Origin of the sequence: Exiguobacterium sp. s146, from assembly GCF_018618415.1 — a bacterium.
Lineage (GTDB): Bacteria > Bacillota > Bacilli > Exiguobacteriales > Exiguobacteriaceae > Exiguobacterium.
The window spans coordinates 279018-303256 of sequence record NZ_JACSMA010000002.1 but is presented as its reverse complement, the minus strand read 5'-3'; the positions used below and the strand labels follow the sequence as shown (position 1 = coordinate 303256).

Genomic DNA, 24239 nt, shown 5'->3' with positions numbered 1-24239 from the left:
GTGGGTTTAAAACGTTTAGATGGATTGGTGTTCGCGAACATGGTCGCGAACGGTGCAGCCAACTTGAGCCAGAATGCGGATTATGTAGATTCGCTTAACGTCTTCCCGGTGCCGGACGGCGACACGGGGACGAACATGAATTTGACGATGACATCGGGTGCGAAGGAAGTGGCCGCACTCAACTCGGCGAATATCGCTGACGTCTCATCGAAGTTTGCACGCGGTCTCTTGATGGGGGCACGTGGGAACTCGGGTGTTATTTTGAGCCAATTGTTCCGTGGCTTCGGGAAAGCGATCGAAGGAAAGACAGAAGTGTCGACAGTCGATTTCGCCGAGGCGTTGAAACGTGGTGTCGACACGGCATACAAGGCGGTTATGAAACCGGTTGAAGGAACGATTTTGACGGTTGCTCGTGAAGCGGCCGACGAAGCGCTCCGTGCTTCAGAGTCGACGAGCGACTTCAACGAGTTCATGGAACTTGTGATTGTCGAAGCGAAAGCTTCACTCGAACGGACACCTGATTTATTGCCGGTCTTAAAAGAAGTCGGTGTCGTCGATTCAGGCGGTCAAGGCTTGCTCGTGATTTATGAAGGGTTCCTCGCGAGCCTCGAAGGCAAAGAGTTGGAGAAACCACATGCACCGGTCATGGATGCGCTCATTGAAGCTGAACATCATGCCCACGCCGCGCAAGGATTCATGTCGACAGAAGACATCGAGTTCGGTTATTGCACGGAAATCATGGTCCGGTTCCAAGATGAGAAATTGAAGGACGCCCCGTTCAACGAGGATGCGTTCCGCAATGAGTTGTCTGAACTTGGTGACTCGCTCCTCGTCGTCGCAGACGAAGAGTTGCTCAAAGTTCACGTTCACGTCGAGACGCCGGGTGACGTCATCACGAAAGGACAGCGTTACGGAGAACTCGTCGCTGTCAAAATCGAGAACATGCGCCAACAGCACTCGACCATTTTAGAAGAAGAGCACGGCGCCAACCAGCACGGCGTCCAAACGGCTGCTCCGACGGCTCCGAAGGCGAAAGCGCCGTTCGCAATCGTCACGGTCGCAATGGGCGAAGGTGTCAGTGAATTGTTCCGTTCACTCGGGGCGGCCCACGTCATCGAGGGCGGTCAGACGATGAACCCATCGACGGAAGATATCGTCAAGGCGATTGAAGCGGCTAACGCGGATCACGTCTTCATCTTCCCGAACAACTCGAACATCATCATGGCTGCTGAACAAGCGGCCTCGGTCGCACCTTGCGGCGTCTCGGTCATTCCGACGAAGACGGTGCCACAAGGACTCGCGGCAGCCATCGCTTTCAATCCGGAAGCCGATGTGGAAACGAACGAGAACGTCATGAAGGCTGCGGCAAGCGCCGTCAAGTCTGGTCAAGTGACGTATGCGGTTCGTGATACGAGCATCGACGGCGTCGAGATTCGTAAAGACGACCACATGGCGATCGCCGAGAAGAAAATCGTCGCCTCATCGGCCTCGAGCCTCGAAGCGGCGAAAGCGCTTGTCGACGCGCTCGTGGATGCCGATGACGAGATTATCACGATTTTGACGGGCGAAGGTTCGTCGGCGGAAGATGTCGTGGCACTCTCGGCGTATATCGAGTCGAAGAACGACGAGATTGAAATCGAGGTCCATGACGGGAAACAACCGCTCTACTCCTACATTTTTAGTGTGGAATAAGCTGTAACTCAGCCCTACCTTCTGTATAATGAAGGTAGGGTTTTTTTGAAAGGGGGAAATGCGATGAAATATCGCAGTGTGTTTGATATCATCGGTCCGGTCATGGTCGGTCCATCGAGTTCGCATACGGCCGGCGCCGCGCGCATCGGCCTCATGGCTGGGAAGTTGTTCGGGCGAACACCACGGCTCGCGCACATCACGTTTTATGGTTCATTCGCTGATACGTATCGGGGGCATGGGACCGATGTCGCCATCGTCGGCGGCATCATGGGCTTCGACACGTTCGATTTGCGCATCCCGCAAGCGCTCGACATCGCACGTGAGCGCGGCATCGAGGTAGTCTTTGAGACGAGCGATGCGCTGACGGACCATCCGAACACGGCCCGGGTCCACCTCGAGGACGAGGACGGCACGTTTGAAATCGTCGGGATTTCAATCGGCGGCGGGACGATCGAGATCACCGAGTTGAACGGATTCCCGCTCAAACTGTCAGGCGGCGGCCCGGCACTCGTCGTGTTGCATCACGATCGCTTCGGGGCGATCGCGGCCGTGACCGGCATCTTGGCCCGGCATGAGTTGAATATCGGTCATATGGAAGTGAGTCGTCACGAGAAAGGCAAACAAGCACTCATGGCGATCGAGATTGATGAACATCTGTCAAAAGACGTGTTAGCGGAAATCGAGCGGTTACCTCAAATCGAGCGGGTAGCCATCTTTGGGGAATAAGGAGAAACCAATATGTTTAAATCAGTAGAAGAATTAGTCAGAACGGCAACAGAACGAGGCATCCCGATTTCAGAAGTGATGATCGAGCAAGAAGTGCACGTCAGACGCTCGACGCGGGAAGAAGTCGTCGGCATGATGGAGCGCAATCTCGAAGTGATGGAAGAAGCGGTCGCCCGGGCACTTGAAGGCGTGACGTCCGTGACGGGTCTCACGGGGAACGATGCCGTGCTCATGACCGACTATATCCGTTCCGGCAAATCGCTCGCTGGCGACTTGATTTTAGATGCGGTCGCCAAAGCGATCGGCACGAATGAAGTCAATGCGGCGATGGGACGCATCTGTGCGACCCCGACCGCCGGGAGCGCCGGTGTCGTACCGGGTACGTTGTTCGCGGTCAAAGAACGTCTGGAAATGGATCGTGACGCGATGGTGCGTTACTTGTTCACGTCAGGGGCGTTCGGCTTCGTCGTCGCCAACAACGCCTCGATTTCGGGGGCGGCCGGTGGTTGTCAGGCCGAAGTCGGCTCGGCAACCGGGATGGCCGCCGCGGCCATCGTCGAAGCGGCCGGCGGAACGCCGGAACAATCGGCGACGGCGTTTGCAATCGCCTTGAAAAACATGCTCGGTCTCGTCTGTGACCCGGTGGCAGGGCTCGTCGAGGTGCCGTGCGTCAAACGGAACGCCATGGGCGGGGCGAACGCCATCGTCGCGGCTGATATGGCCCTCGCCGGCATCACGTCTCGCATCCCATGCGATGAGGTCATCTCGGCGATGCATGAGATTGGCCAGATGATGCCGACCGCGTTGAAAGAGACGGCCCGGGGCGGTCTCGCCAATACGCCGACGGCACGCCGCCTCGAACGAAACATCTTTGGAGAGAAAGAAAATGTCCAGAAGTGAGGCGTTGACGACGCTGAAAGGGGTCGGGCCAGAGATGGCCAAAAAATTAGAGACGATGGGTCTCGAACGAATCGAGGACGTGCTGGAGCACGTCCCATTTCGTTATGAAAATTATAATAGCGGCACGGTGACGACGGCCATTCACGGCGACCTCGTCAAATGGAGCGGCACCGTCCAGGCGGCCCCGCTCGTGCGCTATTATAGCAAAGGCAAGAACCGGCTCCAATTCCGCTTGTTGCTCGAGGAGCGCTACGTCGTCCACGTGACGATGTTCAACCGGGCCTTTTATAAAGACAAGCTCACGCTCGGCGCCACGGTGACGGTCAAAGGGAAATGGGATATGAACCGGATGACAATCAGTGCGACCGACCTCGAGTTCGGTGAGCTCTCGGACGGGTTGCAACCGATTTATTCGCTCCGGGCCGGACTGACCCAAAAGAACTTCGGACGCATCGTCAAACTCGCGTTCGAACAGACGACCTCGTTCGAGGACCGCCTGCCCGAATTGATTCGGCAACGGTATCGGCTCGAGGATCGGGAGACGATGTTGAAAGGGATGCATTTCCCGGATTCGGTCGAGACGTATAAACAGGCACGCCGCAGCTACGTCTATGAAGAGTGTCTGCTCTATCAATTGAAACTCCAGGCGTTCCGTAAGATGGAACGGGCGGGGAAAGGGCGTGCCCTTACACTCGACAAGCAACGGTTGAACGAGTTCGTCAAACAACTCGCGTTCCCGTTGACCGGGGCGCAGACACGTGTCATCCGGGAAATCGTCGGCGATTTAGAAAAGCCAGAACGGATGAATCGGTTGTTACAAGGGGATGTCGGGAGCGGAAAGACAGTCGTTGCCGCGATCGCCTTGTATGCGACAGTATGCGCCGGTTATCAAGGGGCGCTCATGGTCCCGACGGAGATTTTGGCCGAACAGCATCTCGCATCTTTGCAGGCGCTGTTCGAACCGTACGGCATGCGTGTCGGGCTACTGACGAGTTCGGTCAAAGGCAAGGCCAGAAGTGAATTGCTCCAGTCGATTAAAGATGGAGACGTCGATATCATCGTCGGGACGCACGCCTTGATTCAAGGACCGGTCGAGTTTTCGCGTCTGCACCTGGCCATCACGGATGAGCAGCACCGGTTCGGGGTCGAACAGCGCAAGATGCTCCGCGACAAGGCGGAACTCGCTGACGTGCTCTATATGACGGCGACGCCGATTCCACGTACGCTCGCCATCAGCGCCTTCGGCGAGATGGACGTTTCGACGATTGATGAGATGCCGGCCGGGCGGAAACCGATTGAGACGTATTGGGCCAAGACCGATCAAATCGATCGGGTCCATGCGATGGTGAACCGTGAGCTCGCCCTCGGGCGTCAAGCGTACGTCATCGCGCCGCTCATCGAGGAATCGGACACGCTCGAGGTCGAGAGTGCGACCGCGCTCTACGACATGTTACGGGAGCGCTTCCCGAATTATGCGGTCGGTCTCATGCATGGTAAACTGTCGAGCACCGAGAAGGATGAGGTCATGAAGGCGTTCGCGAGCAACGCCCTCCAAATCCTCGTCTCGACGACGGTCGTCGAGGTCGGGGTGAACGTCCCGAACGCCTCGCTCATCATCATCCACGACGCCGAACGGTTCGGTTTGGCGCAACTGCACCAGTTACGCGGTCGTGTCGGTCGAGGCGCTGACCAATCGTATTGTATATTGGTAGGGGATCCGAAGTCCGACGTCGGGAAACTTCGTTTAAAGACGATGACCGAGACGAACGACGGATTCGTGCTCGCCGAGAAAGACTTGGAGCTCCGCGGAGCCGGTGATTTCTTTGGGACGGCCCAAAGCGGTCTGCCGAGCTTCCGCGTCGCCGACCCGGTACTTGATTTAAAAGTGATGGAAGTGGCGATGCAAGACGCCGTCCGTCTGCTCGGGAGCGAGGCGTTTTGGAGCGAAGCGACGTATGCCCCGCTCCGGCACTATTTGAAACGACTCGACTTACTCGTCGGAGAACGATTGGAATGACAAACAACACTTGAAAATAAAATCTAAAGAATATATACTGCTATTAGTACCAGGTATTAAGTTCTTTAGCATAGAGTTTAGGAGGGAACTGAATGCGGGTACCTAAGAAAGAGCGGCAACGCTTATTGCAAGAAACGATTGATCGTAACCCGTTCATCAAAGACGAAGAGCTGTCGAAACAGTTTGCCGTCAGTATTCAAACGATTCGTCTCGACCGGATGGAGTTGAAGATTCCGGAAGTGAGGGAACGGATCAAGCACGTTGCCTCAGAACACCTCGATGAAGTGAAGTCGCTCGCCATGAGTGAAGTCATCGGTGATATGATTGACTTGAAGCTCGATGAATCGGCCATCTCGGTTCTCGACATTGAGAGAGAACACGTCTTTAGCCGCAACGAGATCGCCCGGGGACACGTGTTGTTCGCCCAGGCCAACTCGTTAGCGGTGGCGCTCATCAACGATGAATTGGCGTTGACCACTAAAGCGGACATCCGGTTTAGTCGCCAGGTCCATCTTGGAGAGCGAGTCGTTGCCAAGGCTCGTGTAATCAAACTACGTCGGGACGGAAGAACGGACGTCACAGTGGATAGTTATGTCGGCGAAGAGTGTGTCTTTAGCGGAGACTTCACGATCTATCGTCGCGGTGAGGAGGAACAGGCATGAAATTAGCAATCGATGCAATGGGCGGGGATCATGCCCCGAAAGCGATCGTGGAAGGCGTCAAACAGTTTGCCGACGCGTTCCCGAATGAGCAGATGGAACTGTTTTTAGTCGGAGATGAGGTCAAACTCGCCTCTTACGGGTTGACCGACCCGCGAATCAAAATCGTTCCGGCCAGCGAAGTCATCACCGGAGACGACGAACCGGTCCGGGCCGTCCGCCGTAAAAAGGACAGCTCGCTCGTCGTGGCGGCCAAACTCGTCAAAGACGGAGAGGCCGACGCCCTCGTCTCGGCTGGGAATACCGGCGCTCTTATGGCGGCGTCACTGTTCGTCATCGGACGGATTCCCGGCATCGAGCGTCCCGCGTTGTCACCTACGTTCCCTACATATACGGGTAGCGGTGTCGTCATTCTAGACGTCGGGGCCAACCCGGACGCGAAGGCTGAGCACTTGGTCGACTATGCGATCATGGGCTCGCTCTACGCTGAGCACGTCCGCGGCGTCAAACGTCCGCGCGTCGCGCTACTGAACATCGGGACCGAGGCTGGGAAAGGAAACGCCCTTACGAAAGAGGCGTACCCCCTCCTTGAACAAGCACCGGTCCACTTTGTCGGCAACGTGGAAGCACGCGAGGCGATGTCCGGTGATGTTGATGTCATCGTCACCGAAGGGTTCGCCGGTAACATTTTGCTCAAAGGTGTCGAAGGCTCGTCATCGATGCTCATGAAGATGATGAAAGAGCAGTTCACGAGCGATTTCGTCTCGAAGCTCGCCGCTCTCGTCTTAAAACCGAAGTTGAAACGATTGAAACAAACCTTAGATTATCGGGAACACGGTGGAGCCGGTTTGTTCGGCATCAACGCCCCGGTCATTAAAGCGCACGGTTCGAGCGATGCGCTCGCCATCATGAGCGCGCTCAAACAGGCGAAAATCATGGTCGATCACGACGTCGTCGCGAAGATCAAGCAAGCCAAAGCCACAAACTAATTCAAAGAAGGTGAGTACATGGGGAAAACAGCATGGGTATTTCCAGGACAAGGGTCACAAGCCGTCGGCATGGGCCAAACGTTCCTCGACAATCCTGAACAACTGAACGCGATCAGCCGTCGCCTCGGATTTGATTTACTCGACACCATGGCGGCAGGATCAAAAGAAGAGCTTCAACGGACAGAACTGGCCCAACCGGCCATCGTGGCGCATGCGGCATCACTCGCACAAGCTCACGCCAAAACAGGGGCCGCGCCAGACATGGTGATCGGTCACAGCGTCGGAGAATATGCGGCACTCGTCATTGCCGGCGTCATCGATTTGGAAGAGGCGAGCGTGCTCGTCCACGAACGCGGTAAGCTCATGTCAGAAGTGAAGGATGGGACGATGGCAGCCGTCATCGGGATGACCGATGTCGACGAGGCGTTCCATGTGACGGAGAAAATCAGTGCTAGCGGGAACCTTGTACAAATCGCCAACTACAACTGTCCGGGTCAGTTCGTCATCTCGGGACACGTCGACGCGGTCAAACAAGCCGAGACGGACTTGAAACAGGCCGGAGCGAAACGCGTCTTGCCGCTCAACGTCTCAGGTGCGTTCCACAGCTCGTACATGATGCCGGCCGCGACACGGTTCAAAGACGTGCTCGCCTCGTCGCCGTTCAAACCGGCGGCAATCGGGATCATCTCGAACGTCGATGCCGAGGTCCATACCGACCCGGAGAAATTGAAAGCACTCCTCACCGAGCAACTGTACGCCTCGGTCCGATTCGAGGCATGTGTCCGCAAAGCGATCGACGCTGGCGTTGACACGTTCATCGAATTCGGTCCGACGTCGCCATTGTCAGGTCTCATCAAGCGAATCGACGCGAACGTGACGATCAAACAGGCGACGACGCTCGAAGAGGTGGCCGCGTTAGGAGGAGAAGTACGTGCATGACCAAGTTGCAATCGTGACAGGCGCATCCCGGGGGATCGGGGCCGCCATCGCGAAGCGTTTAGGGGACGACGGCTTTCGGGTCGTCGTGAATTACTCGGGTAGTGTTGAGAAAGCAAAGGCTGTCGTTAGTGAGATTGAAGCGAACGGGGGCGAGGCCATCGCCGTCAAAGCGGACGTCTCGAACAGTGAAGACGTGAAGGCGCTCATCAAGACGACGGTCGACACGTTCGGCCGCATCGATTGCCTCGTCAACAATGCGGGCATCACGCGTGACGGTCTGCTCATGCGCATGAAAGAGGCTGACTTTGACGATGTGCTGTCGACGAACTTGAAAGGTGCGTTCTTGACGTCACAAGCCGCGACGCGGACGCTCTTGAAATCGAAGTCGGGCCGCATCATCAACATCGCCTCGGTCGTCGGCATCACAGGCAACGCCGGACAGGCGAACTATGCGGCCGCCAAAGCCGGGCTCATCGGCCTGACCAAATCGGTCGCACGTGAACTCGCCGGACGCCATGTCACGGTGAACGCCGTCTGTCCTGGATTCATCCAGACGGACATGACCGACGCCTTGACCGACGCCCAACGTGAGGCGACGCTCGGGCAAATCCCGTTCAACCGCTTCGGCCAAGTCGAGGACGTGGCGAACGTCGTCTCATTCCTCGCCTCACAACAGGCGGCTTATGTGACGGGTCAGACGATCGCCGTTGACGGCGGAATGACGATGGCTTAAATCAGAACTTTACCAATCGAATCACATTTTATATACTTTAATTTGGAGGGATTTTATCATGACAACAGAACAAATCTTAGTAGACGTACAAGCAGCAGTGGCAGAGAAACTCGGGAAAGATGTATCTGAGATCACAGCCGACAAATCATTCAAAGACGACCTCGGCGCGGATTCGCTCGAAGTGATGGAAATGGTCATGGACCTTGAAGACAAGTTCGATATCACAATCGAAGACGAAGATGCAGAGAAACTCGCAACTGTCGGCGACGTAGTCGCTTACATCGAAACTAAATTGTAATCAAGCCTCCCACCGCTCGTCATGAGCGGTGGGCTTGTGCTTATTCACGGAGGGAATTATGACAAAGGACAAGCGACGGTTTGACCGTCAAGGATCGGCGCAGCGACGCCGACGAAATGAGCTCGAACGGTCTCGGATTCTCGAACAGTTCAAGACTCTTGAAGAACGGCTATCCGTTCGATTCGCGAATCAAGACTTATTGATGCAAGCGTTCACCCACTCCTCATACGTCAACGAACAGCGCGGTCTGAAAAAAGACAATGAGCGCTTAGAGTTTTTAGGCGACGCGGTGCTCGAGTTGACGGTGTCTCGATTTTTGTATGAGACGTATCCGGAGCGCTCCGAGGGGGAATTAACGAAGTTGCGGGCGGCCATCGTCTGTGAGCCGTCACTCGTCAACTTCGCGGAAGCTTATGCTTTCTCTGATTTTATCTTGCTTGGGAAAGGCGAAGAGTTGACCGGCGGGCGCAAGCGTCCGGCGTTACTCGCCGATGTGTTCGAATCCTACATCGGTGCGCTCTATCTGGACCAAGGGATCGAACCAGTCGAACAGTTCCTCGCCGAAGCGGTTTTTCCGAAAGTCTTAGCCGGTGTGTTTGAAGAACAGACCGATTATAAGAGTCAGCTCCAAGAGAGCGTGCAACGTGAAGGGCTCGGCCCGGTCTCGTATACGATCATCGAAGAGCGTGGTCCGGCCCATAGCCGGGAGTTCGTCGCCCATGCCCGTCTGTCTGACGATATCGTCGGGGAAGGCATCGGCCGGTCGAAGAAAGAGGCCGAGCAGCTCGCGGCGAAAGAAGCGTTAATCGAATTCAATCGGCAATACGCCAGTCTCTAACGAAAAAAGGAGTGTACCGCGCAAGCGGTCCACTCCTTTTGTGTCATGTTGTTACGTCAATTGTCCAAGTTCTTCGACGATGCCGTCTACTTCCGAGATGGACAGTGACGAGCGGTTCATCACATAGTCATAAATCTCTTTGACGGCCGAGGCGTCAGCACGGTTATATTCTTCCGCTTTAATGGCGCCGCGGTTGATGATATTCATTTTGTCGAGAATTTCCTCAATCATTTGTTCGTTCGTCATCGGTCGTACCCCTTTCTACAGTTCTTTTTAGAATAGCATGATTCTAGCATTTTGACGAACTGGCAACTGTGGTAAAATAAACAAATGAATGCTTACTGAGGATAGGATGGTCACGATGCACTTAAAACGAATCGAACTCGCTGGCTTTAAATCGTTTGCCAAGCGGATTGAACTGGATTTTCGTCCCGGCGTCACAGCCGTAGTTGGACCGAACGGGAGCGGGAAATCAAATATATCGGACGCTGTTCGCTGGGTACTCGGTGAGCAGTCGGCCAAATCGCTCCGCGGAGCGAAAATGGAAGACGTCATCTTTGCCGGCAGCGAAGGCGAGAACCATCGCAACGTCGCCGAAGTGACGCTCGTATTGGACAATACGGATGCCCATTTGCGGCTGCCGTACGAGGAAGTGAGCGTCACACGCCGTGTCACACGGAGCGGTGATAGCGATTACTTCATGAACAAGAAACCGTGCCGGCTCAAGGATGTGATTGACCTGTTCATGGATACGGGTCTGTCGCGTGATGCGTTCGCCATCATCGGCCAAGGCCGGGTCGAACAGGTCATCTCCGGAAAACCGGAAGACCGCCGGGCCGTCATCGAAGAAGCGGCCGGCGTCTTGAAATACCGCCAGCGTAAAAAACAAGCGGAGCGGAAACTGCAGGACACCGAGTTGAACTTGTCACGCGTCGACGATATCTTGTACGAACTCGCCGATCGGGTCGAGCCGCTTCGCGAGCAGGCCGCGCTCGCCCGTGAGTATCAAGTCGCCAAAGCCCGGCACGATGAGCTCGAGACGGGCATTCTCGGCGCCGAGATCACTGAACTCGGCACGGGGATCACCCGCACGAACGAGCAACTCGAGACGGCGTCCGTCCATCTCGCCGAGCAAGACGGCACGTTGACCGCGATCGTATCGGAACGGACGGAACTCGAGGCGACACTCGCCGCCGATCGGGAAACACTCGATACGCTCCACCAGGACGAACGGATGCAGGCGACCGAACTGGAACGATTGACCGGAGAAATCAAGCTCGCGAAAGCCCGTGAAGAGCACGGGGCGGAAACGAAAGAACGCCTCGAGCGCCAACGGGTCGAGTTGGCCGAAGAAACCGAACAGTTGACGCAGAAATTGCACGTGGCCGAGGCGGATTTGGCTTCTAAAACCGAGGCGTTACATACCGTCGAGGAAGCACGCGTCAAGCTCGACACGCAATTGACGGCGGCGACACGCGATTTTAACGCAGAAATCGAACAGCTCCAAGGGGAGGCGTTCGAATTGGCGACGACCCGCGCCACGCTCAGCAACCAACAGAAGCGGGAACGCCGGGATATCGAACAAGCCGAGGAAGCGAAAGCCCGCCTCTTACGTGAGAACAAAGACCGCCTTGAGGTGCGGACCGAACAGACGGCTTCACTCGAGGCCGAGCAGGCTCGTCTCGACGAGGCACGGACGACGTGGGAGACGCTGCTCGCCCAAGAAGCCGATTTGACCGAACAAGAGTCGACATTGCGGGACAAGCTGGCCCGGGCCGAGCAGTCGTATCACGACCTCGACCGCCGGCGTCAGAAGACCGAGGACCGCATCGAATTGCTCGAGCGGATGAAGCAGTCGTATGAGGGCTACTTCCATGCCGTCAAATTCGTGTTGAAAGAACGGGGACCGGGCGTGCTCGGTGCGGTCGCGGAATTGATTCGCGTCCTCCCGTCTTACGAGGCCGCCATCGAGACGGCGCTCGGTCAGACACAACAGCATATCGTCGTTGAGACGGATGTGGTCGGTCGCCGCGAAATCGACCGGCTCCGGAAGGCGAATGCCGGACGGGCCACGTTCGTGCCGATGACGAGCGTGAAGGAACGCTACGTTCCGAGTGAAGTCGCACACCGGCTCGAATCGCTCGACGGCTTCGTAGGCATCGCCGCCGACCTCGTCGAGACGGACCCGGCCTTCGACAAATTGAAAAAGTCCCTTCTCGGTGCCGTCATCGTCGCCAGCTCGCTCGAAGTCGCCAACCGGATCGCCCAGACGACCGGATATCGCTATCGCATCGTCACGCTCGATGGGGACATCGTCAACGTCGGCGGTTCCATGACCGGGGGTAGCCGCAAGCAAGGCGTCGCCCTGTTCACGCAATCCCGAGAACTCGATGACTTGAAGCACGGGTTGACGCAAGGACTGGCCATGCTCCATGAGCAACAGTTGCGCGTGACGACGTATACCGAGGAGATGTCCGGGTTGCGCGAGTCGCTCCAGTCCATCAGGCTCAAGAAGCGTGAGGCCGAAGAGACGCTCCGTTCGACGGAACAGGCGTACCGAAGCTTGGAGCGGGTGTCGCAAGACGCCAAGGCACAGCTAGAGCTGTTCGACCATGAGATGGCCCGCTACACCCATACGATTGAAGCCGCGACGAACGAATTGACGCGGCTCGCACAAGAGCTCGAGGCGACCGATGTGAAGCAAGCCTCGATTCGGACCGAGCTCGAGGCGCTTCGCGGAGAGCAGGCGAAAGGTGCCGCGACGACGGGGCAACTGCAAGAAGCCATCCGTCAAAACGAACTCGATCGCCAACGGCACACGCTCGACCTCGACCGGGTCCGTTCGGAAGTCGAACGGCTCGAGTCCGAGGTCGCCAAACAGACGGCACGCCTTCATCAAATCGAGCGTGAGCTCGAACATGTGGCCAGCGGCCGGGTCGTCTCTTCAGCCGAACTCGAGCTCGAACACGTCGAGGCGATCAAACAGATGGAAGCGCTCAAAGCACGCCTAAGCCAACAGTTGAGCCAGCTTCACGCCAAAGAAGAATCGTACCGGATTCTCAGACAGCGCGAACAACAGGCGACGGACGTACGCCGTCGACTCGATGCGGACGTCCGTAAACTCGAGACCGACGTGAACGAGCTGGAGTTGAAACGGAAGTGGAAACTCGATGCGCTCGATGAACGTGGACTCGTCTTCGAACTGTTGCCGACGCTCGCGATTCCGCTCGATGAGGCGAAAGAGGAGTTCAAACTGCTCGTCCGCCAAATCGAGGAGATCGGTCCGGTCAATTTGAATGCGATCGAAGAGTTCGACCTCGTCAATGAGCGGTTCATGTTCTTGTCCGAACAGCGGGACGACCTCGTCAGCGCCAAAGAGGACCTGTACGACATCATCAACGAGATGGACCGCGAAGTGACACGGTTGTTCAAAGAGACGTATACGCTCGTCCGCGGTCACTTCAAACAGACGTTCCACGAACTGTTCGGTGGCGGCGAGGCCGATTTGAAATTGGTCGACGAGTCCGACTTGCTCAATACGGGCATCGATATCGTCGCCAAACCACCCGGGAAGAAACTGCAGACACTCAGTCTGCTCTCGGGGGGAGAACGGGCCTTGACGGCCATCGCGCTCTTGTTCGCGATTCTGAAGACACGACCGGTCCCATTCTGCGTGCTCGATGAAGTCGAGGCGGCGCTCGATGAGGCGAACGTCCATCGGTTCGGAGAGTATATCCGGACGCTGTCAATCGATACGCAATTCGTCATCATCACGCATCGGAAAGGGACGATGGAGGCGGCGGATACGCTCTACGGCGTGACGATGCAACAAAACGGGGTCTCCGAGGTGCTTTCGGTCGAATTATCTGAAGCGAAGCGCGTCGTCGAGACGGAAGAAGAAATGGAGGAATTAAGTTGAGTTTTTTTAAGAAGCTAAAAGAGAAATTGACGACCTCGACGCAAGAAGCGTCCCAAAAGTTTACCGATGGATTGACGAAGACCCGCGACGGGTTCGCCAATGCCGTCAATGATCTCGTCTATCGGTTCCGCGAAGTCGATGAGGATTTCTTCGATGAACTCGAGGACCTGCTCATCCAGGCGGACGTCGGCGTGACGACGACGATGGACCTCGTCGAAGATTTGAAGGAAGAAGTGAAGCGCCGCAACTTGAAAGATCCGGTCGCCGTCCGCGATGCGCTCGTCGAAGTCGTGGCGAAACGACTTCAAGAGGACGAGTCGGACCGTGAGTTGAACATGCAGGACGACTTGACGGTCATCTTGTTCGTCGGTGTCAACGGTGTCGGCAAGACGACGACGATCGGCAAGCTCGCCCATCAGTTGAAGTCGGAAGGCCGTTCGGTCATGCTCGCGGCAGGCGACACGTTCCGGGCCGGCGCCATCGACCAGCTCCAAGTATGGGGCGAACGCGTCGGTGTCCCGGTCATCCGTCAAGCCGAGGGATCGGACCCGGCCGCGGTCGTGTTCGACGCCGTCCAGGCAGCGAAATCACGCGGCGTCGACGTCTTGATTTGTGACACGGCCGGTCGTTTGCAAAACAAAGTCAACTTGATGAACGAACTTGAAAAAGTGAAGCGGGTCATCGAGCGGGAAGTGCCGAACGGACCGCATGAAGTGTTGCTCGCACTTGACGCGACGACAGGGCAGAACGCGATGGTTCAGGCGAAGGCGTTCAAACAAGCGACGAACGTGAGCGGGATCGTCTTGACGAAGCTCGACGGGACGGCCAAAGGCGGCATCGTGCTCGCGATTCGAAACGAGCTCGATATCCCGGTCAAATATGTCGGGCTCGGCGAGAAAATCGATGATTTACAAGCGTTCGACCCGGAACAGTTCGTATACGGATTATTCGGGGACATCTTCGAAGAAAAACAACAGACAAACGATGACCTCACCTAAGTTTCTCTGTTAAGAAAAAAACTTGACAAGAGCTAGGGACGGCTGTACTATTGGTAGTTGTAAAGGGATTTCACTTAACATGTGGAGGTGGAGGTCATGTCGCTCGAAAAGACGAATCGAATGAACTACTTGTTCGATTTTTATCAAGCACTACTCACACCGAAACAGCGCAACTATATGTCTCTTTATTACCTAGATGACTACTCGCTCGGAGAGATTGCGGAAGAGTTTGAAGTCAGCCGTCAAGCGGTCTACGATAACATAAAGCGTACCGAAGCGATGCTTGAGCAGTATGAGGAGAAGTTGGCCTTGTTCGCGAAATTCGAACAGCGGCAACAACTGCTTCAGACGCTCAAACGTCAAGTCGAGCAATCGCCCGACGCGACGGAAACGATTTCGGCGCTTGAGAATTTAGAGTAGGGGGCTGAAGCATGGCATTTGAAGGATTATCCGAACGGTTGCAATCGACACTGGCGAAAATGCGGGGGAAAGGTAAAATTTCCGAAGCAGATGTCAAAGAGATGATGAGAGAAGTTCGTCTCGCTCTCCTTGAAGCCGATGTCAACTTCAAAGTGGTCAAACAGTTCGTCAACGACGTGAAAGAACGGGCCATTGGCCAAGACGTCATGAAATCGTTGACACCGGGCCAACAAGTTGTCAAAATCGTTCATGAAGAGCTAACGACTTTGATGGGAAGCGACGTCGTCCCAATCACATTTAACCCAAAACCACCGACAGTCGTCATGATGGTCGGGTTACAAGGTGCGGGAAAAACGACGACGACCGGGAAGCTCGCGAACTTGATTCGCAAAAAGCATAACCGGAGTCCACTTCTCGTCGCGGCGGATATTTATCGGCCCGCGGCCATCAAACAGCTCGAGACACTCGGCAAACAGCTCGATTTACCGGTGTTCTCACTTGGCGACCAAGTGAAGCCGGAAGAAATCGTTACAAAAGCGCTCGAGTACGCCAAAACCAATCATCACGATTTCGTGTTGATCGATACGGCTGGTCGCCTTCACATCGACGAGACGCTCATGGGCGAACTCGAAAACGTGAAGACGATTGCCAAACCAAATGAAATCTTCCTCGTTGTCGATGCGATGACGGGTCAAGATGCGGTCAATGTGGCTGATAGCTTCAATGAGAAACTCGGAATCACCGGCGTCGTGCTCACAAAGCTCGACGGTGATACACGTGGTGGGGCAGCCCTTTCAATCAAGGCAGTCACGGGAGCGCCGATTAAGTTCGTCGGTCTCGGTGAAAAGTTGGATGCCCTCGAACCATTCCACCCGGAACGCATGGCGTCACGGATTCTTGGGATGGGGGACGTGCTCACGCTCATTGAAAAAGCCGAGTCACAGATGGACCAAGATGCCGCGAAGGAGCTTGAAAGCAAAATTCGCGATGCATCGTTCACGTTCGATGATTTTATCGAGCAGTTGGGTCAAGTGAAAAACATGGGCCCAATTGATGAATTGCTCTCGATGTTACCTGGTGCAGGTAAGATGAAAGGGTTGAAGAACGTCCAAATCGACGAGAAGCAACTCGATCATGTCGAGGCGATCATTCGCTCGATGACGAAGCATGAGCGCTCCAATCCTGAAGTGCTCAACGCGAGTCGTCGCAAGCGGATCGCAAAAGGGAGCGGTCGTTCCATCCAGGAAGTAAACCGTCTCATCAAACAGTTCGATGACATGAAGAAGCTCATGAAGCAGATGTCAGGACAAATGAAAGGGAAGAAAAAAGGTCTCGGCCTTCCGTTCTTCTAAGAAAACTTTTGTCAGTCGGACAAAAAAGCAGTATACTATTAAAGTTGTCAATTCTTAAACACATGATGGAGGTATATTACCATGGCAGTTAAAATTCGTCTCAAGCGCATGGGCGCAAAAAAATCACCTTTCTACCGGATCGTTGTAGCTGATTCACGTTCACCACGTGATGGCCGTTTCATCGAGCAAGTCGGTCACTACAACCCGGTTGCAAAACCAGAAGCAGAAGTTCGCATCGACGAAGAACTCGCGCTCAAATGGTTGGCAGACGGCGCAAAGCCATCTGACACAGTACGTAACTTGTTCTCTAAAGCAGGGATCATGGAGAAATTCCACAACGCGAAAAACGCGAAGTAAGGATGTGGCCGACCTTTTATGAGGTCGGCCCATTTTTGTGAGGAGGCATAACAAATGGAATGGTTATACGTAGGTAAGATCGCCAATACCCACGGCTTAAGAGGGGAATTGAAGTTGCTCGCCGCGACCGACTTCCCGGCCGAACGGTTCAAGAAAGGCGAGACGCTCTTTTTGGACGTCGATGGCAAGAAAATCCCGCTCGAAGTGACGACGTATCGTCCGCACAAGCAGTTCCATCTCGTCACGTTCAAAGGACTCGAGAATATCAACCTCGTCGAGAAGTACAAGGGCATGAAGCTGTACGTCCACGTCGAGCACGTCCACGAGCTGCCGGAACATGAGTTTTATTACCACGAGATTATCGGCTGCGAGGCCGTCGTCGATGGCGAGGTCATCGGTGTCGTCGATGACATCTTCGAGACCGGCGCGAACGACGTCTGGGTCATCAAGCGCCCAGGCAAGTCGGACGCGCTCATCCCCTACATCGAGTCGGTCGTGAGCGACATCGACGTCGAGGCGAAACGTGTCGTCATCACCCCGATCCCGGGAATGATTGAAGATGAAGATTGATGTTTTAACGCTCTTCCCTGAGATGTTCGCCCCGCTCGACCATTCGATTGTCGGTCGGGCCCGGACGCTCGGACAAGTCGAGATGGCGTTCACGAACTTCCGTGACTTCTCGGCGAACAAGCATCATAAGGTCGACGATTATCCATACGGGGGCGGGGCGGGCATGTTGCTCACGCCGCAGCCGATCTTCGACGCTTTCGACGCCCTCGACAAGAAGCGTCCCCGCGTCATCGTCACGACGCCAACCGGGCGGCGCTTCGACCAACGGCTGGCCGAGGAATGGGCGAACGAGGAACACCTCATCTTTCTATGCGGGCATTACGAAGGGTTCGACCAACGGATTCACGATGAGCTCGCGACGGACGAGGTGTCCATCGGGGATTTCGTCATGACCGGCGGCGAGCTCGCCGCGATGGTCATGATCGATGCGACGGTCCGGCTCATCCCGGACGTGCTCGGCGACCAGGCGAGCCATGAGGACGACTCGTTCTCAACCGGCTTGCTCGAATACCCGCACTACACGCGTCCTGCGAACTTTCGTGGGCTCAAGGTCCCGGACGTCCTCTTATCCGGCAATCATGCTAACATCGAGGCGTGGCGTCGGGAGCAATCACTCCTGCGCACGTATCACCGACGACCGGACCTGCTCGAGGCGGTCGACTTGTCGGAAGCCGATAAAAAATTCATTGAATCGTTGCGCGATTGATCAAATTGTGCTATGTTTGAGCATGTGGGTTAACCCCACCAATTACCAATGTTCCGCTGTTGGATGCTTGGGCAGATGAAGATATGAACATTGAAGAAAAAGGAGAACTATTCATGAACACACAAAAACTGTTCCGTGAAATCACAGAAGAACAATTCAAATCAGACGTACCTGCTTTCCGTCCTGGTGACACAGTACGTGTCCACGTTAAAGTCGTAGAGGGAACGCGTGAGCGTATCCAGATCTTCGAAGGCGTAGTCATTAAGCGTAAAGGTGGCGGCATCGGCGAAACATTCACAGTTCGTAAGATTTCTTACGGCGTAGGTGTTGAGCGTGCATTCCCGCTTCACTCACCACGTGTCGCGCAAATCGAAGTCGTTCGTTACGGTAAAGTCCGTCGTGCGAAACTCTACTACCTCCGCAACCTTCGCGGTAAAGCAGCACGTATTAAAGAAATCCGTCGTTAAGATGGGGATTAAGCTTGTCGCTTGCGACAAGCTTCTTTTTTTCTAGTACAATAAGTTCAAACGGACAGAGGAGTGAGGCAAGTTGAAAGAAGTGTTCAGTTGGCTTAAGGCGATCGTCGTTGCGCTCGTCATCGCGTTCGTGATCCGGACGTTCATCTTTGTACCTGTCATCGTCGAAGGAGAGTCGATGATGCCGACGCTCCAAAATGCCGATCGCATGATTGTCAGCAAAATCTCGAACTACGTCGGTGAGCTCGACCGGGGCGATATCATCGTCTTCCACGCGACGGAATCGAAAGATTATATTAAACGCGTCATCGCCATTCCTGGCGACACGCTCGAATATCGGGACGATACGCTTTACTTGAACGGTGAGGCGGTCGAAGAACCGTATTTAGAGGAGTTCCAGGCACAGATGAACGGCTTTCCTCTTACCGAAAACTTTACGCTCGAACAAGTGACGGGCGAGACGGTCGTCCCGGAAGGCTCATACTTCGTCATGGGTGACAATCGTCAAAACTCGAAAGACAGCCGTGAAATCGGCTTTGTCCCGAAAGAGGACGTCGTCGGCAAAACGAACTTCGTATTCTGGCCGCTCGGCGATTTCGGGACCGTACAAGAATAAGGTGGTGTTTGTTTGGCAATTCAATGGTTCCCTGGCCACATGGCCAAGGCACGAAGACAAGTAACAGAAAAGTTAAAGCTCATCGATGTCGTCATCGAACTCGTCGATGCACGCGTTCCACAATCGAGCCGTAACCCAATGGTCGATGAGATCACGGAGGGCAAACCACGTCTCATCGTCTTGAATAAGGCCGATATGGCCGACCCGGTCGTCACCGACGCTTGGCTCCGCGCCTTGAAACGCGATGACATCGAGGTCGTCGCCGTCGATGCGAAACATAGCAAAGGCTTGAAGCAGCTCATGTCGGGCGCCGAGAAGCTCATGCAAGAGAAGCATGACCGCATGCGTGAGAAAGGTCGGAATCCCGGCCCAATCCGCGCGCTCATCATCGGCATCCCGAACGTCGGCAAGTCGACGCTCATCAACCGTCTCGCCGGACGCAATATCGCCATCACCGGCGACCGTCCGGGTGTCACGAAACGCCAGCAATGGATCAAGATGAAAGGCGGCGAGATGGAACTGCTCGATACGCCAGGGATTCTGTGGCCGAAGTTCGAGGACCAGATGGTCGGCTATCGCTTGGCGGCGACCGGTGCCATCAAGGACGATATTTTGAACCTTGACGATATCGCGCTCTATACGGCCCGTGAGCTGTCGGCCCGCTATCCGGAACAGTTGAAAGAACGGTTCAAAATCGACCAACTGCCGGAAGATGCCGTCGAACTTCTCGAATTGATTGGGAAGAAACGCGGACTCGTCAGCGGCGGCTACGTCGATTTCGAGAAAGCGAGCGAATTACTATTGAACGAACTGCGTCATGAGAAAATCGGACGGGTCTCCCTCGAGACGCCGGCCGACCATGACATGGCGTGAAGTCCTGTGCAAACAGGGCTTTTTTGAATAGGAGGAACGGAATGACGATTCAAGCGATTAAACAACGGCTACAGACGGTCCGATATGAAGAGTGGGAACAGGTGCGAGACGAGCTGAAGGACGACCCGCGGGCGGGCGTCCAGACGCTCATCCGGCAATGGGAGCGGCAGTTCGCTCAAGAACATGCCCTCCGTGCCGATTATACGGCCCGTCACGCGTTCGAAGACGAATGGAAGGCCCAAGGGTTCAGTCTCATCGGCGGCGTCGATGAGGTCGGGCGAGGGCCGCTCGCGGGTCCTGTCGTCGCAGCGGCCGTCATCTTGCCGGATGGATTTTATCATCCCGGCCTGAACGACTCGAAAAAAATGTCGAAACGGGCGCGGGAAGTGGCGTACCGCATCCTCATGGACGAGGCGACGGTCGGCGTCGGGATCGTCGACGCTGACGTGATCGATGAGGTCAATATTTATGAGGCGACGAAACTGGCGATGGTGGAGGCGGTCCGCCAGCTCGGAACGGTCGAAGCGCTGTTGATTGACGCGATGCGGCTCGACCTCGACATCCCGCAGCAATCGCTCATCAAAGGCGATGCGCGGAGCGTCTCGATTGCGGCGGCGAGCGTTGTCGCCAAAGTCGTTCGTGATAATATGATGGAGGATTATGCCGTCCTCTATCCCGGTTACGGGTTCGAGCGGAACGCGGGCTATGGCACGAAAGACCATTTGACCGGCCTCGCCGAACGCGGCATCACACCGATTCATCGGAAATCGTTCGCGCCGATTAAACATATGTAGGAGGGGACACGATGCGCATCGATCACCAAGGCGTCCTGCCGTTCAAGGTCACCGAACAAAATTCACGGCAACTGCTCGTCGGCAATACGGTCGTCGGCCGGGTGCTTCAGCTGTTGCCTGGCGGCGAGGCGGTCATGCAGCTGCCGCAAGGCATGTTCCGGGTCGGGGTGAACGCCGACGTCAAAGAGAACGTGACGTACAAGATGGTCGTCACGGAGCTCGAGCCGAAACTCGTCTTGAAAGTCGTGCCGCAACAAGCCGAGGCGCTCGCGCAAGTCGCGCGGTCACCGCTCGCCCAGCTCGGCAGCGAGCTCGGGCGCCTGGCCCGTCAGCCGCTCGCTACGCCCGAGCCGCTCCAGGCGCAAGGCCGGCAACTGCTCGAGAGCGGGGCCGGGTCCGACGTGAAACAGCTCGTCGGCGAGCTGTTCAAAGCGAAGGGCGACCCGAAGTTCGAACAGTTCGTCCGGGCCCAGGAGACGTTCAACGCCGTCCAAGCCCCGCCGTTCGTCGTTCAAGCATTTCACATACCGCATTTAGGACCGTTCGAACAAGTACGGTTCCGTCTCGAGGCACCGAAAGGCGAGGTCATCGACTCCGACCATGCCCGCATCGTTCTATTCCTCGAGACCCCGACCTACGGCGAGACGGGCATCGATTTGCTCGTCCAAAAACGGCACGTATCGGTTAAAGTGTTCAACGAGCAACATGACTTGAGTCCGTTCGTCAACGCCTATGAGCCGTTGCTCGGGCGCGCACTCGAAGCGAGCGGCTATGAACTGTCCCGCTTCTCGTTCGAACCAAAACAGGAAGCACCGGTACCGGACACGTTCGCCCCGCTCGGAAAGGTGGACCAACGCGTATGAACGATCGCAAACAAGCCATCGCCTTGTCGTATGAGCAGTCAATGGAGTCACCGCGTGTCGTCGCCAAAGGGGGCGGACTCGTCGCCGAGCGCATGCTCGCGCTCGCGCAAGCGAACGGGGTGCCGATTCATGAGGACCCGGCCTTGTTGTCACTGTTGTCTGCCTTGCAGATTGAAGAACAGATTCCGGACGACCTGTATCAGGTTATCGCCGAGCTTTTCGTGTTTCTTTATCAGATGGAACAAGGAAAAATCGGAGATGTCTAAGGGTAGATGTGAAAAAAAGATGAAAACTTAAAGCAAGAACGATAGACAGCGCTTTCAGTTTTTCGTTACAATAGACGTGCCGATATTAAAGGGGACTAAGGGGGAAACGAAATGAATATCCATGAGTATCAGGCGAAAGAATTGCTTCGGGCGTTTGGAGTGGCCGTACCTACGGGCTATCCAGCGTTCACGGTTGAAGAAGCAGTTTCAGCCGCTGCCAAGCTAGACGGTGAACTAAAAGTTGTCAAAGCCCAGATTCACGCAGGGGGCCGCGGGAAAGCCGGCGGTGTCAAACTTGCGAAGTCAGATGAAGAAGTCAAACAGTACGCGTCAGAGATTCTCGGCAAGACGCTCGTCACGCACCAGACTGGACCAGAAGGGAAAGTCGTGCAACGCCTTTACATTGAAGAAGGCTCTGCGATTGACCAAGAATTTTACTTAGGACTCGTGCTTGACCGTTCGATCGGCCGAATTGTCATCATGGGTTCATCAGAAGGTGGTATGGACATCGAGGAAGTCGCTGAACATACACCTGAAAAGATTCATAAAGAAGTCGTCGACCCAGTCGTCGGACTCCGCCCGTTCCAAGCACGCCGTCTCGCCTTCAAGATGGAAGTGCCGACCAAGCTCGTCAACAAATTCAGCGACATGGTCATGAAATTGTATAAAGTGTACGTCGAGACAGATTGCACGATCGCGGAAATCAACCCGCTCGTCACGACGAAAGACGGCAACGTCATCGCACTCGATGCGAAGCTCAACTTCGACAGCAACGCGCTTTATCGTCATAAAGACATCGTCGACCTGCGCGACACGACAGAAGAAGATCCGCGTGAAGTCGAGGCGTCAAAACACGACCTCAGCTATATCGCGCTCGACGGCAACATCGGTTGCCTCGTTAACGGTGCCGGGCTGGCCATGGCGACGATGGATATCATCAAGCATTATGGCGCCGAACCCGCTAACTTCCTCGATGTAGGCGGCGGTGCAACGAAAGAAAAAGTAACGGAAGCGTTCAAATTGATTTTGTCAGACGACCAAGTCAAAGGAATCTTCGTGAACATCTTTGGTGGCATCATGAAGTGTGACATCATCGCTGAAGGTATCGTCGCGGCGACGAAAGAAATCGGTCTCGATTTGCCACTCGTCGTTCGGTTAGAAGGTACAAACGTGGATGCGGGACGACGCATTCTTGATGAATCTGGACTTGCGATCACTTCGGCGAGCTCGATGGCTGACGGTGCAGAAAAAATCGCGGCACTCGTTCGATAAGGGGGAAACGACATGAGTATTTGGGCGAATCAAGATACAAAAGTGATCATTCAAGGGATCACGGGGAAACAAGGTCTGTTCCACGGCGAACAGATGCTGGCATATAACACGAAATTGGTCGGAGGAGTGACACCTGGTAAAGGTGGCACGACCGTCCTTGATGGCGTACCGGTCTTCAACACGGTATCCGAGGCTGTCGAAGCGACTGGCGCGAACGCGTCAATCATCTACGTGCCACCTGCGTTCGCAGCCGATTCGATTATGGAAGCGGCCGATAGCGGCATCGAGTTGATCATCTGTATCACAGAAGGTATCCCGGTCATCGACATGATTCAAGTGAAGCGTTACCTCGAGGACAAACCGGCCCGTCTCATCGGACCGAACTGTCCAGGAATCATCACGCCAGGAGAAGCGAAACTTGGCATCATGCCAGGCTATATCCATACGAAAGGCCACGTCGGCATCGTCTCACGTTCAGGGACGCTCACGTATGAGGCAGTTCATCAGTTGACGACTGCCGGAATCGGACAATCGACAGCTGTCGGAATCGGGGGAGACCCGGTCAACGGCACGAACTTCATCGACACGCTCCAAGCGTTCAATGAAGACGAGGACACGAAAGCGGTCATCATGATCGGTGAAATCGGTGGGACGGCTGAAGAAGAGGCTGCTGAATGGGTGAAAGCGAACATGACGAAACCGGTCATCGGTTTCATCGGTGGTCAAACAGCCCCTGAAGGCAAGCGGATGGGCCATGCCGGTGCTATCATCTCAGGCGGAAAAGGTACGGCCGCTGAAAAAATCAAGACGTTGAACGCCAATGGGATTGAAGTCGCCGAGACGCCTGCAGTTATCGGAGAGACACTCATCCGTGTGTTGAAACAACAAGGTTTGTATGAAGCTTGCGTGACGGGTCAACCGACAACGTAAACCATTCGGAATGAGGGATGCGCGGCATCCCTCATT

At 55.4% G+C, this 24239-nt stretch carries 26 protein-coding genes; 25 read left to right on the top strand and 1 reads right to left on the bottom strand.

The window, feature by feature from the left end; translation table 11 throughout:
• The 10 genes from KNP83_RS08175 (at position 1) to rnc (ending at position 9791) form a co-directional block, all read left to right on the top strand.
• Positions 1–1692 (top strand): DAK2 domain-containing protein, encoded by a 1692-nt coding sequence (locus tag KNP83_RS08175; protein ID WP_214762050.1) that lies wholly within the window; start codon positions 1–3, stop codon positions 1690–1692.
• A 63-nt stretch (positions 1693–1755) separates the two neighbouring features.
• Positions 1756–2418, top strand: a complete 663-nt coding sequence (sdaAB, locus tag KNP83_RS08170; RefSeq protein ID WP_214762049.1) for an L-serine ammonia-lyase, iron-sulfur-dependent subunit beta — start codon at positions 1756–1758, stop codon at positions 2416–2418.
• 12 nt (positions 2419–2430) lie between these two features.
• Positions 2431–3318 (top strand): L-serine ammonia-lyase, iron-sulfur-dependent, subunit alpha, encoded by an 888-nt coding sequence (gene sdaAA, locus KNP83_RS08165; RefSeq protein ID WP_021067085.1) that lies wholly within the window; start codon positions 2431–2433, stop codon positions 3316–3318.
• Positions 3305–5335 carry an ATP-dependent DNA helicase RecG gene (recG, locus tag KNP83_RS08160; RefSeq protein ID WP_214762048.1) on the top strand — a complete coding sequence of 677 codons (2031 nt, stop codon included), beginning with the start codon at positions 3305–3307 and terminating at the stop codon, positions 5333–5335. Before sdaAA ends, recG begins: the two co-directional genes overlap by 14 nt.
• A gap of 92 nt (positions 5336–5427) precedes the next feature.
• A complete protein-coding gene (gene fapR / locus KNP83_RS08155; RefSeq protein WP_021067087.1) occupies positions 5428–5997 on the top strand; it encodes a transcription factor FapR in 570 nt (189 codons plus the stop codon).
• The gene (plsX, locus tag KNP83_RS08150) at positions 5994–6983 is read left to right on the top strand and encodes a phosphate acyltransferase PlsX (protein WP_214762047.1); all 990 of its coding nucleotides are present in this window, start codon (positions 5994–5996) and stop codon (positions 6981–6983) included. The genes fapR and plsX overlap by 4 nt, the downstream gene beginning before the upstream one ends.
• Before the next feature lie 18 nt (positions 6984–7001).
• Positions 7002–7922: an ACP S-malonyltransferase gene (gene fabD / locus KNP83_RS08145; RefSeq protein ID WP_214762046.1), complete on the top strand. Its 921-nt coding sequence runs from the start codon at positions 7002–7004 to the stop codon at positions 7920–7922.
• Positions 7915–8655, top strand: a complete 741-nt coding sequence (gene fabG, locus KNP83_RS08140; protein WP_214762045.1) for a 3-oxoacyl-[acyl-carrier-protein] reductase — start codon at positions 7915–7917, stop codon at positions 8653–8655. Before fabD ends, fabG begins: the two co-directional genes overlap by 8 nt.
• 58 nt (positions 8656–8713) lie before the next feature.
• Entirely contained in the window at positions 8714–8953 is a 240-nt protein-coding gene (gene acpP / locus KNP83_RS08135) for an acyl carrier protein (RefSeq protein ID WP_021067091.1), read from the top strand.
• 58 nt (positions 8954–9011) lie between these two features.
• Complete coding sequence (rnc, locus tag KNP83_RS08130) at positions 9012–9791, top strand: ribonuclease III (RefSeq protein WP_251139286.1); 780 nt, start codon at positions 9012–9014, stop codon at positions 9789–9791.
• A 51-nt stretch (positions 9792–9842) separates the two neighbouring features.
• On the opposite strand, the gene KNP83_RS08125 is transcribed toward rnc, so the two are convergent.
• Positions 9843–10037 (bottom strand): DUF1128 family protein, encoded by a 195-nt coding sequence (locus tag KNP83_RS08125; protein WP_021067093.1) that lies wholly within the window; start codon positions 10035–10037, stop codon positions 9843–9845.
• Positions 10038–10152: 115 nt separating this feature from the next.
• Between KNP83_RS08125 and smc the strand changes: the two genes are divergently transcribed.
• The 15 genes from smc to sucD all read left to right on the top strand — a co-directional run bounded on the left by smc (position 10153) and on the right by sucD (position 24203).
• Positions 10153–13710 (top strand): chromosome segregation protein SMC, encoded by a 3558-nt coding sequence (gene smc, locus KNP83_RS08120; protein ID WP_214762044.1) that lies wholly within the window; start codon positions 10153–10155, stop codon positions 13708–13710.
• Complete coding sequence (gene ftsY / locus KNP83_RS08115) at positions 13707–14708, top strand: signal recognition particle-docking protein FtsY (protein ID WP_214762043.1); 1002 nt, start codon at positions 13707–13709, stop codon at positions 14706–14708. Before smc ends, ftsY begins: the two co-directional genes overlap by 4 nt.
• A gap of 96 nt (positions 14709–14804) precedes the next feature.
• The gene (locus tag KNP83_RS08110; RefSeq protein ID WP_214762042.1) at positions 14805–15128 is read left to right on the top strand and encodes a putative DNA-binding protein; all 324 of its coding nucleotides are present in this window, start codon (positions 14805–14807) and stop codon (positions 15126–15128) included.
• An 11-nt stretch (positions 15129–15139) separates the two neighbouring features.
• Positions 15140–16480 carry a signal recognition particle protein gene (gene ffh, locus KNP83_RS08105; protein ID WP_021067097.1) on the top strand — a complete coding sequence of 447 codons (1341 nt, stop codon included), beginning with the start codon at positions 15140–15142 and terminating at the stop codon, positions 16478–16480.
• Positions 16481–16561: 81 nt separating this feature from the next.
• Positions 16562–16837, top strand: coding sequence for a 30S ribosomal protein S16 (gene rpsP / locus KNP83_RS08100; RefSeq protein WP_114165525.1), 276 nt, complete (start codon positions 16562–16564; stop codon positions 16835–16837).
• A gap of 54 nt (positions 16838–16891) precedes the next feature.
• A complete protein-coding gene (rimM, locus tag KNP83_RS08095) occupies positions 16892–17407 on the top strand; it encodes a ribosome maturation factor RimM (RefSeq protein WP_214762041.1) in 516 nt (171 codons plus the stop codon).
• Positions 17397–18113 (top strand): tRNA (guanosine(37)-N1)-methyltransferase TrmD, encoded by a 717-nt coding sequence (trmD, locus tag KNP83_RS08090; protein WP_214762040.1) that lies wholly within the window; start codon positions 17397–17399, stop codon positions 18111–18113. Before rimM ends, trmD begins: the two co-directional genes overlap by 11 nt.
• A gap of 113 nt (positions 18114–18226) precedes the next feature.
• Positions 18227–18580: a 50S ribosomal protein L19 gene (gene rplS / locus KNP83_RS08085; RefSeq protein WP_021067101.1), complete on the top strand. Its 354-nt coding sequence runs from the start codon at positions 18227–18229 to the stop codon at positions 18578–18580.
• 82 nt (positions 18581–18662) lie between these two features.
• Entirely contained in the window at positions 18663–19205 is a 543-nt protein-coding gene (gene lepB, locus KNP83_RS08080) for a signal peptidase I (protein ID WP_214762039.1), read from the top strand.
• Positions 19206–19217: 12 nt separating this feature from the next.
• Positions 19218–20078, top strand: a complete 861-nt coding sequence (gene ylqF, locus KNP83_RS08075) for a ribosome biogenesis GTPase YlqF (protein ID WP_214762038.1) — start codon at positions 19218–19220, stop codon at positions 20076–20078.
• A gap of 41 nt (positions 20079–20119) precedes the next feature.
• Entirely contained in the window at positions 20120–20872 is a 753-nt protein-coding gene (locus tag KNP83_RS08070; protein ID WP_214762037.1) for a ribonuclease HII, read from the top strand.
• A gap of 11 nt (positions 20873–20883) precedes the next feature.
• Positions 20884–21735: a hypothetical protein gene (locus KNP83_RS08065; protein WP_214762036.1), complete on the top strand. Its 852-nt coding sequence runs from the start codon at positions 20884–20886 to the stop codon at positions 21733–21735.
• Positions 21732–22001, top strand: coding sequence for an EscU/YscU/HrcU family type III secretion system export apparatus switch protein (locus KNP83_RS08060; protein WP_214762035.1), 270 nt, complete (start codon positions 21732–21734; stop codon positions 21999–22001). The genes KNP83_RS08065 and KNP83_RS08060 overlap by 4 nt, the downstream gene beginning before the upstream one ends.
• A 111-nt stretch (positions 22002–22112) precedes the next feature.
• Positions 22113–23273, top strand: a complete 1161-nt coding sequence (gene sucC / locus KNP83_RS08055; protein ID WP_021067107.1) for an ADP-forming succinate--CoA ligase subunit beta — start codon at positions 22113–22115, stop codon at positions 23271–23273.
• A gap of 12 nt (positions 23274–23285) precedes the next feature.
• Positions 23286–24203, top strand: coding sequence for a succinate--CoA ligase subunit alpha (gene sucD, locus KNP83_RS08050; protein WP_021067108.1), 918 nt, complete (start codon positions 23286–23288; stop codon positions 24201–24203).
• The last annotated feature ends 36 nt before the right edge of the window (positions 24204–24239 follow it).

Coding starts and splice junctions, on each gene's coding strand:
- sdaAB (WP_214762049.1), top strand. CDS start 1,756: ATGAAATATCGCAGTGTGTTTGATATCATCGGTCCGGTCATGGTCGGT.
- sdaAA (WP_021067085.1), top strand. CDS start 2,431: ATGTTTAAATCAGTAGAAGAATTAGTCAGAACGGCAACAGAACGAGGC.
- recG (WP_214762048.1), top strand. CDS start 3,305: ATGTCCAGAAGTGAGGCGTTGACGACGCTGAAAGGGGTCGGGCCAGAG.
- fapR (WP_021067087.1), top strand. CDS start 5,428: ATGCGGGTACCTAAGAAAGAGCGGCAACGCTTATTGCAAGAAACGATT.
- plsX (WP_214762047.1), top strand. CDS start 5,994: ATGAAATTAGCAATCGATGCAATGGGCGGGGATCATGCCCCGAAAGCG.
- fabD (WP_214762046.1), top strand. CDS start 7,002: ATGGGGAAAACAGCATGGGTATTTCCAGGACAAGGGTCACAAGCCGTC.
- acpP (WP_021067091.1), top strand. CDS start 8,714: ATGACAACAGAACAAATCTTAGTAGACGTACAAGCAGCAGTGGCAGAG.
- rnc (WP_251139286.1), top strand. CDS start 9,012: ATGACAAAGGACAAGCGACGGTTTGACCGTCAAGGATCGGCGCAGCGA.
- KNP83_RS08125 (WP_021067093.1), bottom strand. CDS start 10,037: ATGACGAACGAACAAATGATTGAGGAAATTCTCGACAAAATGAATATC.
- smc (WP_214762044.1), top strand. CDS start 10,153: ATGCACTTAAAACGAATCGAACTCGCTGGCTTTAAATCGTTTGCCAAG.
- KNP83_RS08110 (WP_214762042.1), top strand. CDS start 14,805: ATGTCGCTCGAAAAGACGAATCGAATGAACTACTTGTTCGATTTTTAT.
- ffh (WP_021067097.1), top strand. CDS start 15,140: ATGGCATTTGAAGGATTATCCGAACGGTTGCAATCGACACTGGCGAAA.
- rpsP (WP_114165525.1), top strand. CDS start 16,562: ATGGCAGTTAAAATTCGTCTCAAGCGCATGGGCGCAAAAAAATCACCT.
- rimM (WP_214762041.1), top strand. CDS start 16,892: ATGGAATGGTTATACGTAGGTAAGATCGCCAATACCCACGGCTTAAGA.
- trmD (WP_214762040.1), top strand. CDS start 17,397: ATGAAGATTGATGTTTTAACGCTCTTCCCTGAGATGTTCGCCCCGCTC.
- rplS (WP_021067101.1), top strand. CDS start 18,227: ATGAACACACAAAAACTGTTCCGTGAAATCACAGAAGAACAATTCAAA.
- KNP83_RS08070 (WP_214762037.1), top strand. CDS start 20,120: ATGACGATTCAAGCGATTAAACAACGGCTACAGACGGTCCGATATGAA.
- KNP83_RS08065 (WP_214762036.1), top strand. CDS start 20,884: ATGCGCATCGATCACCAAGGCGTCCTGCCGTTCAAGGTCACCGAACAA.
- KNP83_RS08060 (WP_214762035.1), top strand. CDS start 21,732: ATGAACGATCGCAAACAAGCCATCGCCTTGTCGTATGAGCAGTCAATG.
- sucC (WP_021067107.1), top strand. CDS start 22,113: ATGAATATCCATGAGTATCAGGCGAAAGAATTGCTTCGGGCGTTTGGA.
- sucD (WP_021067108.1), top strand. CDS start 23,286: ATGAGTATTTGGGCGAATCAAGATACAAAAGTGATCATTCAAGGGATC.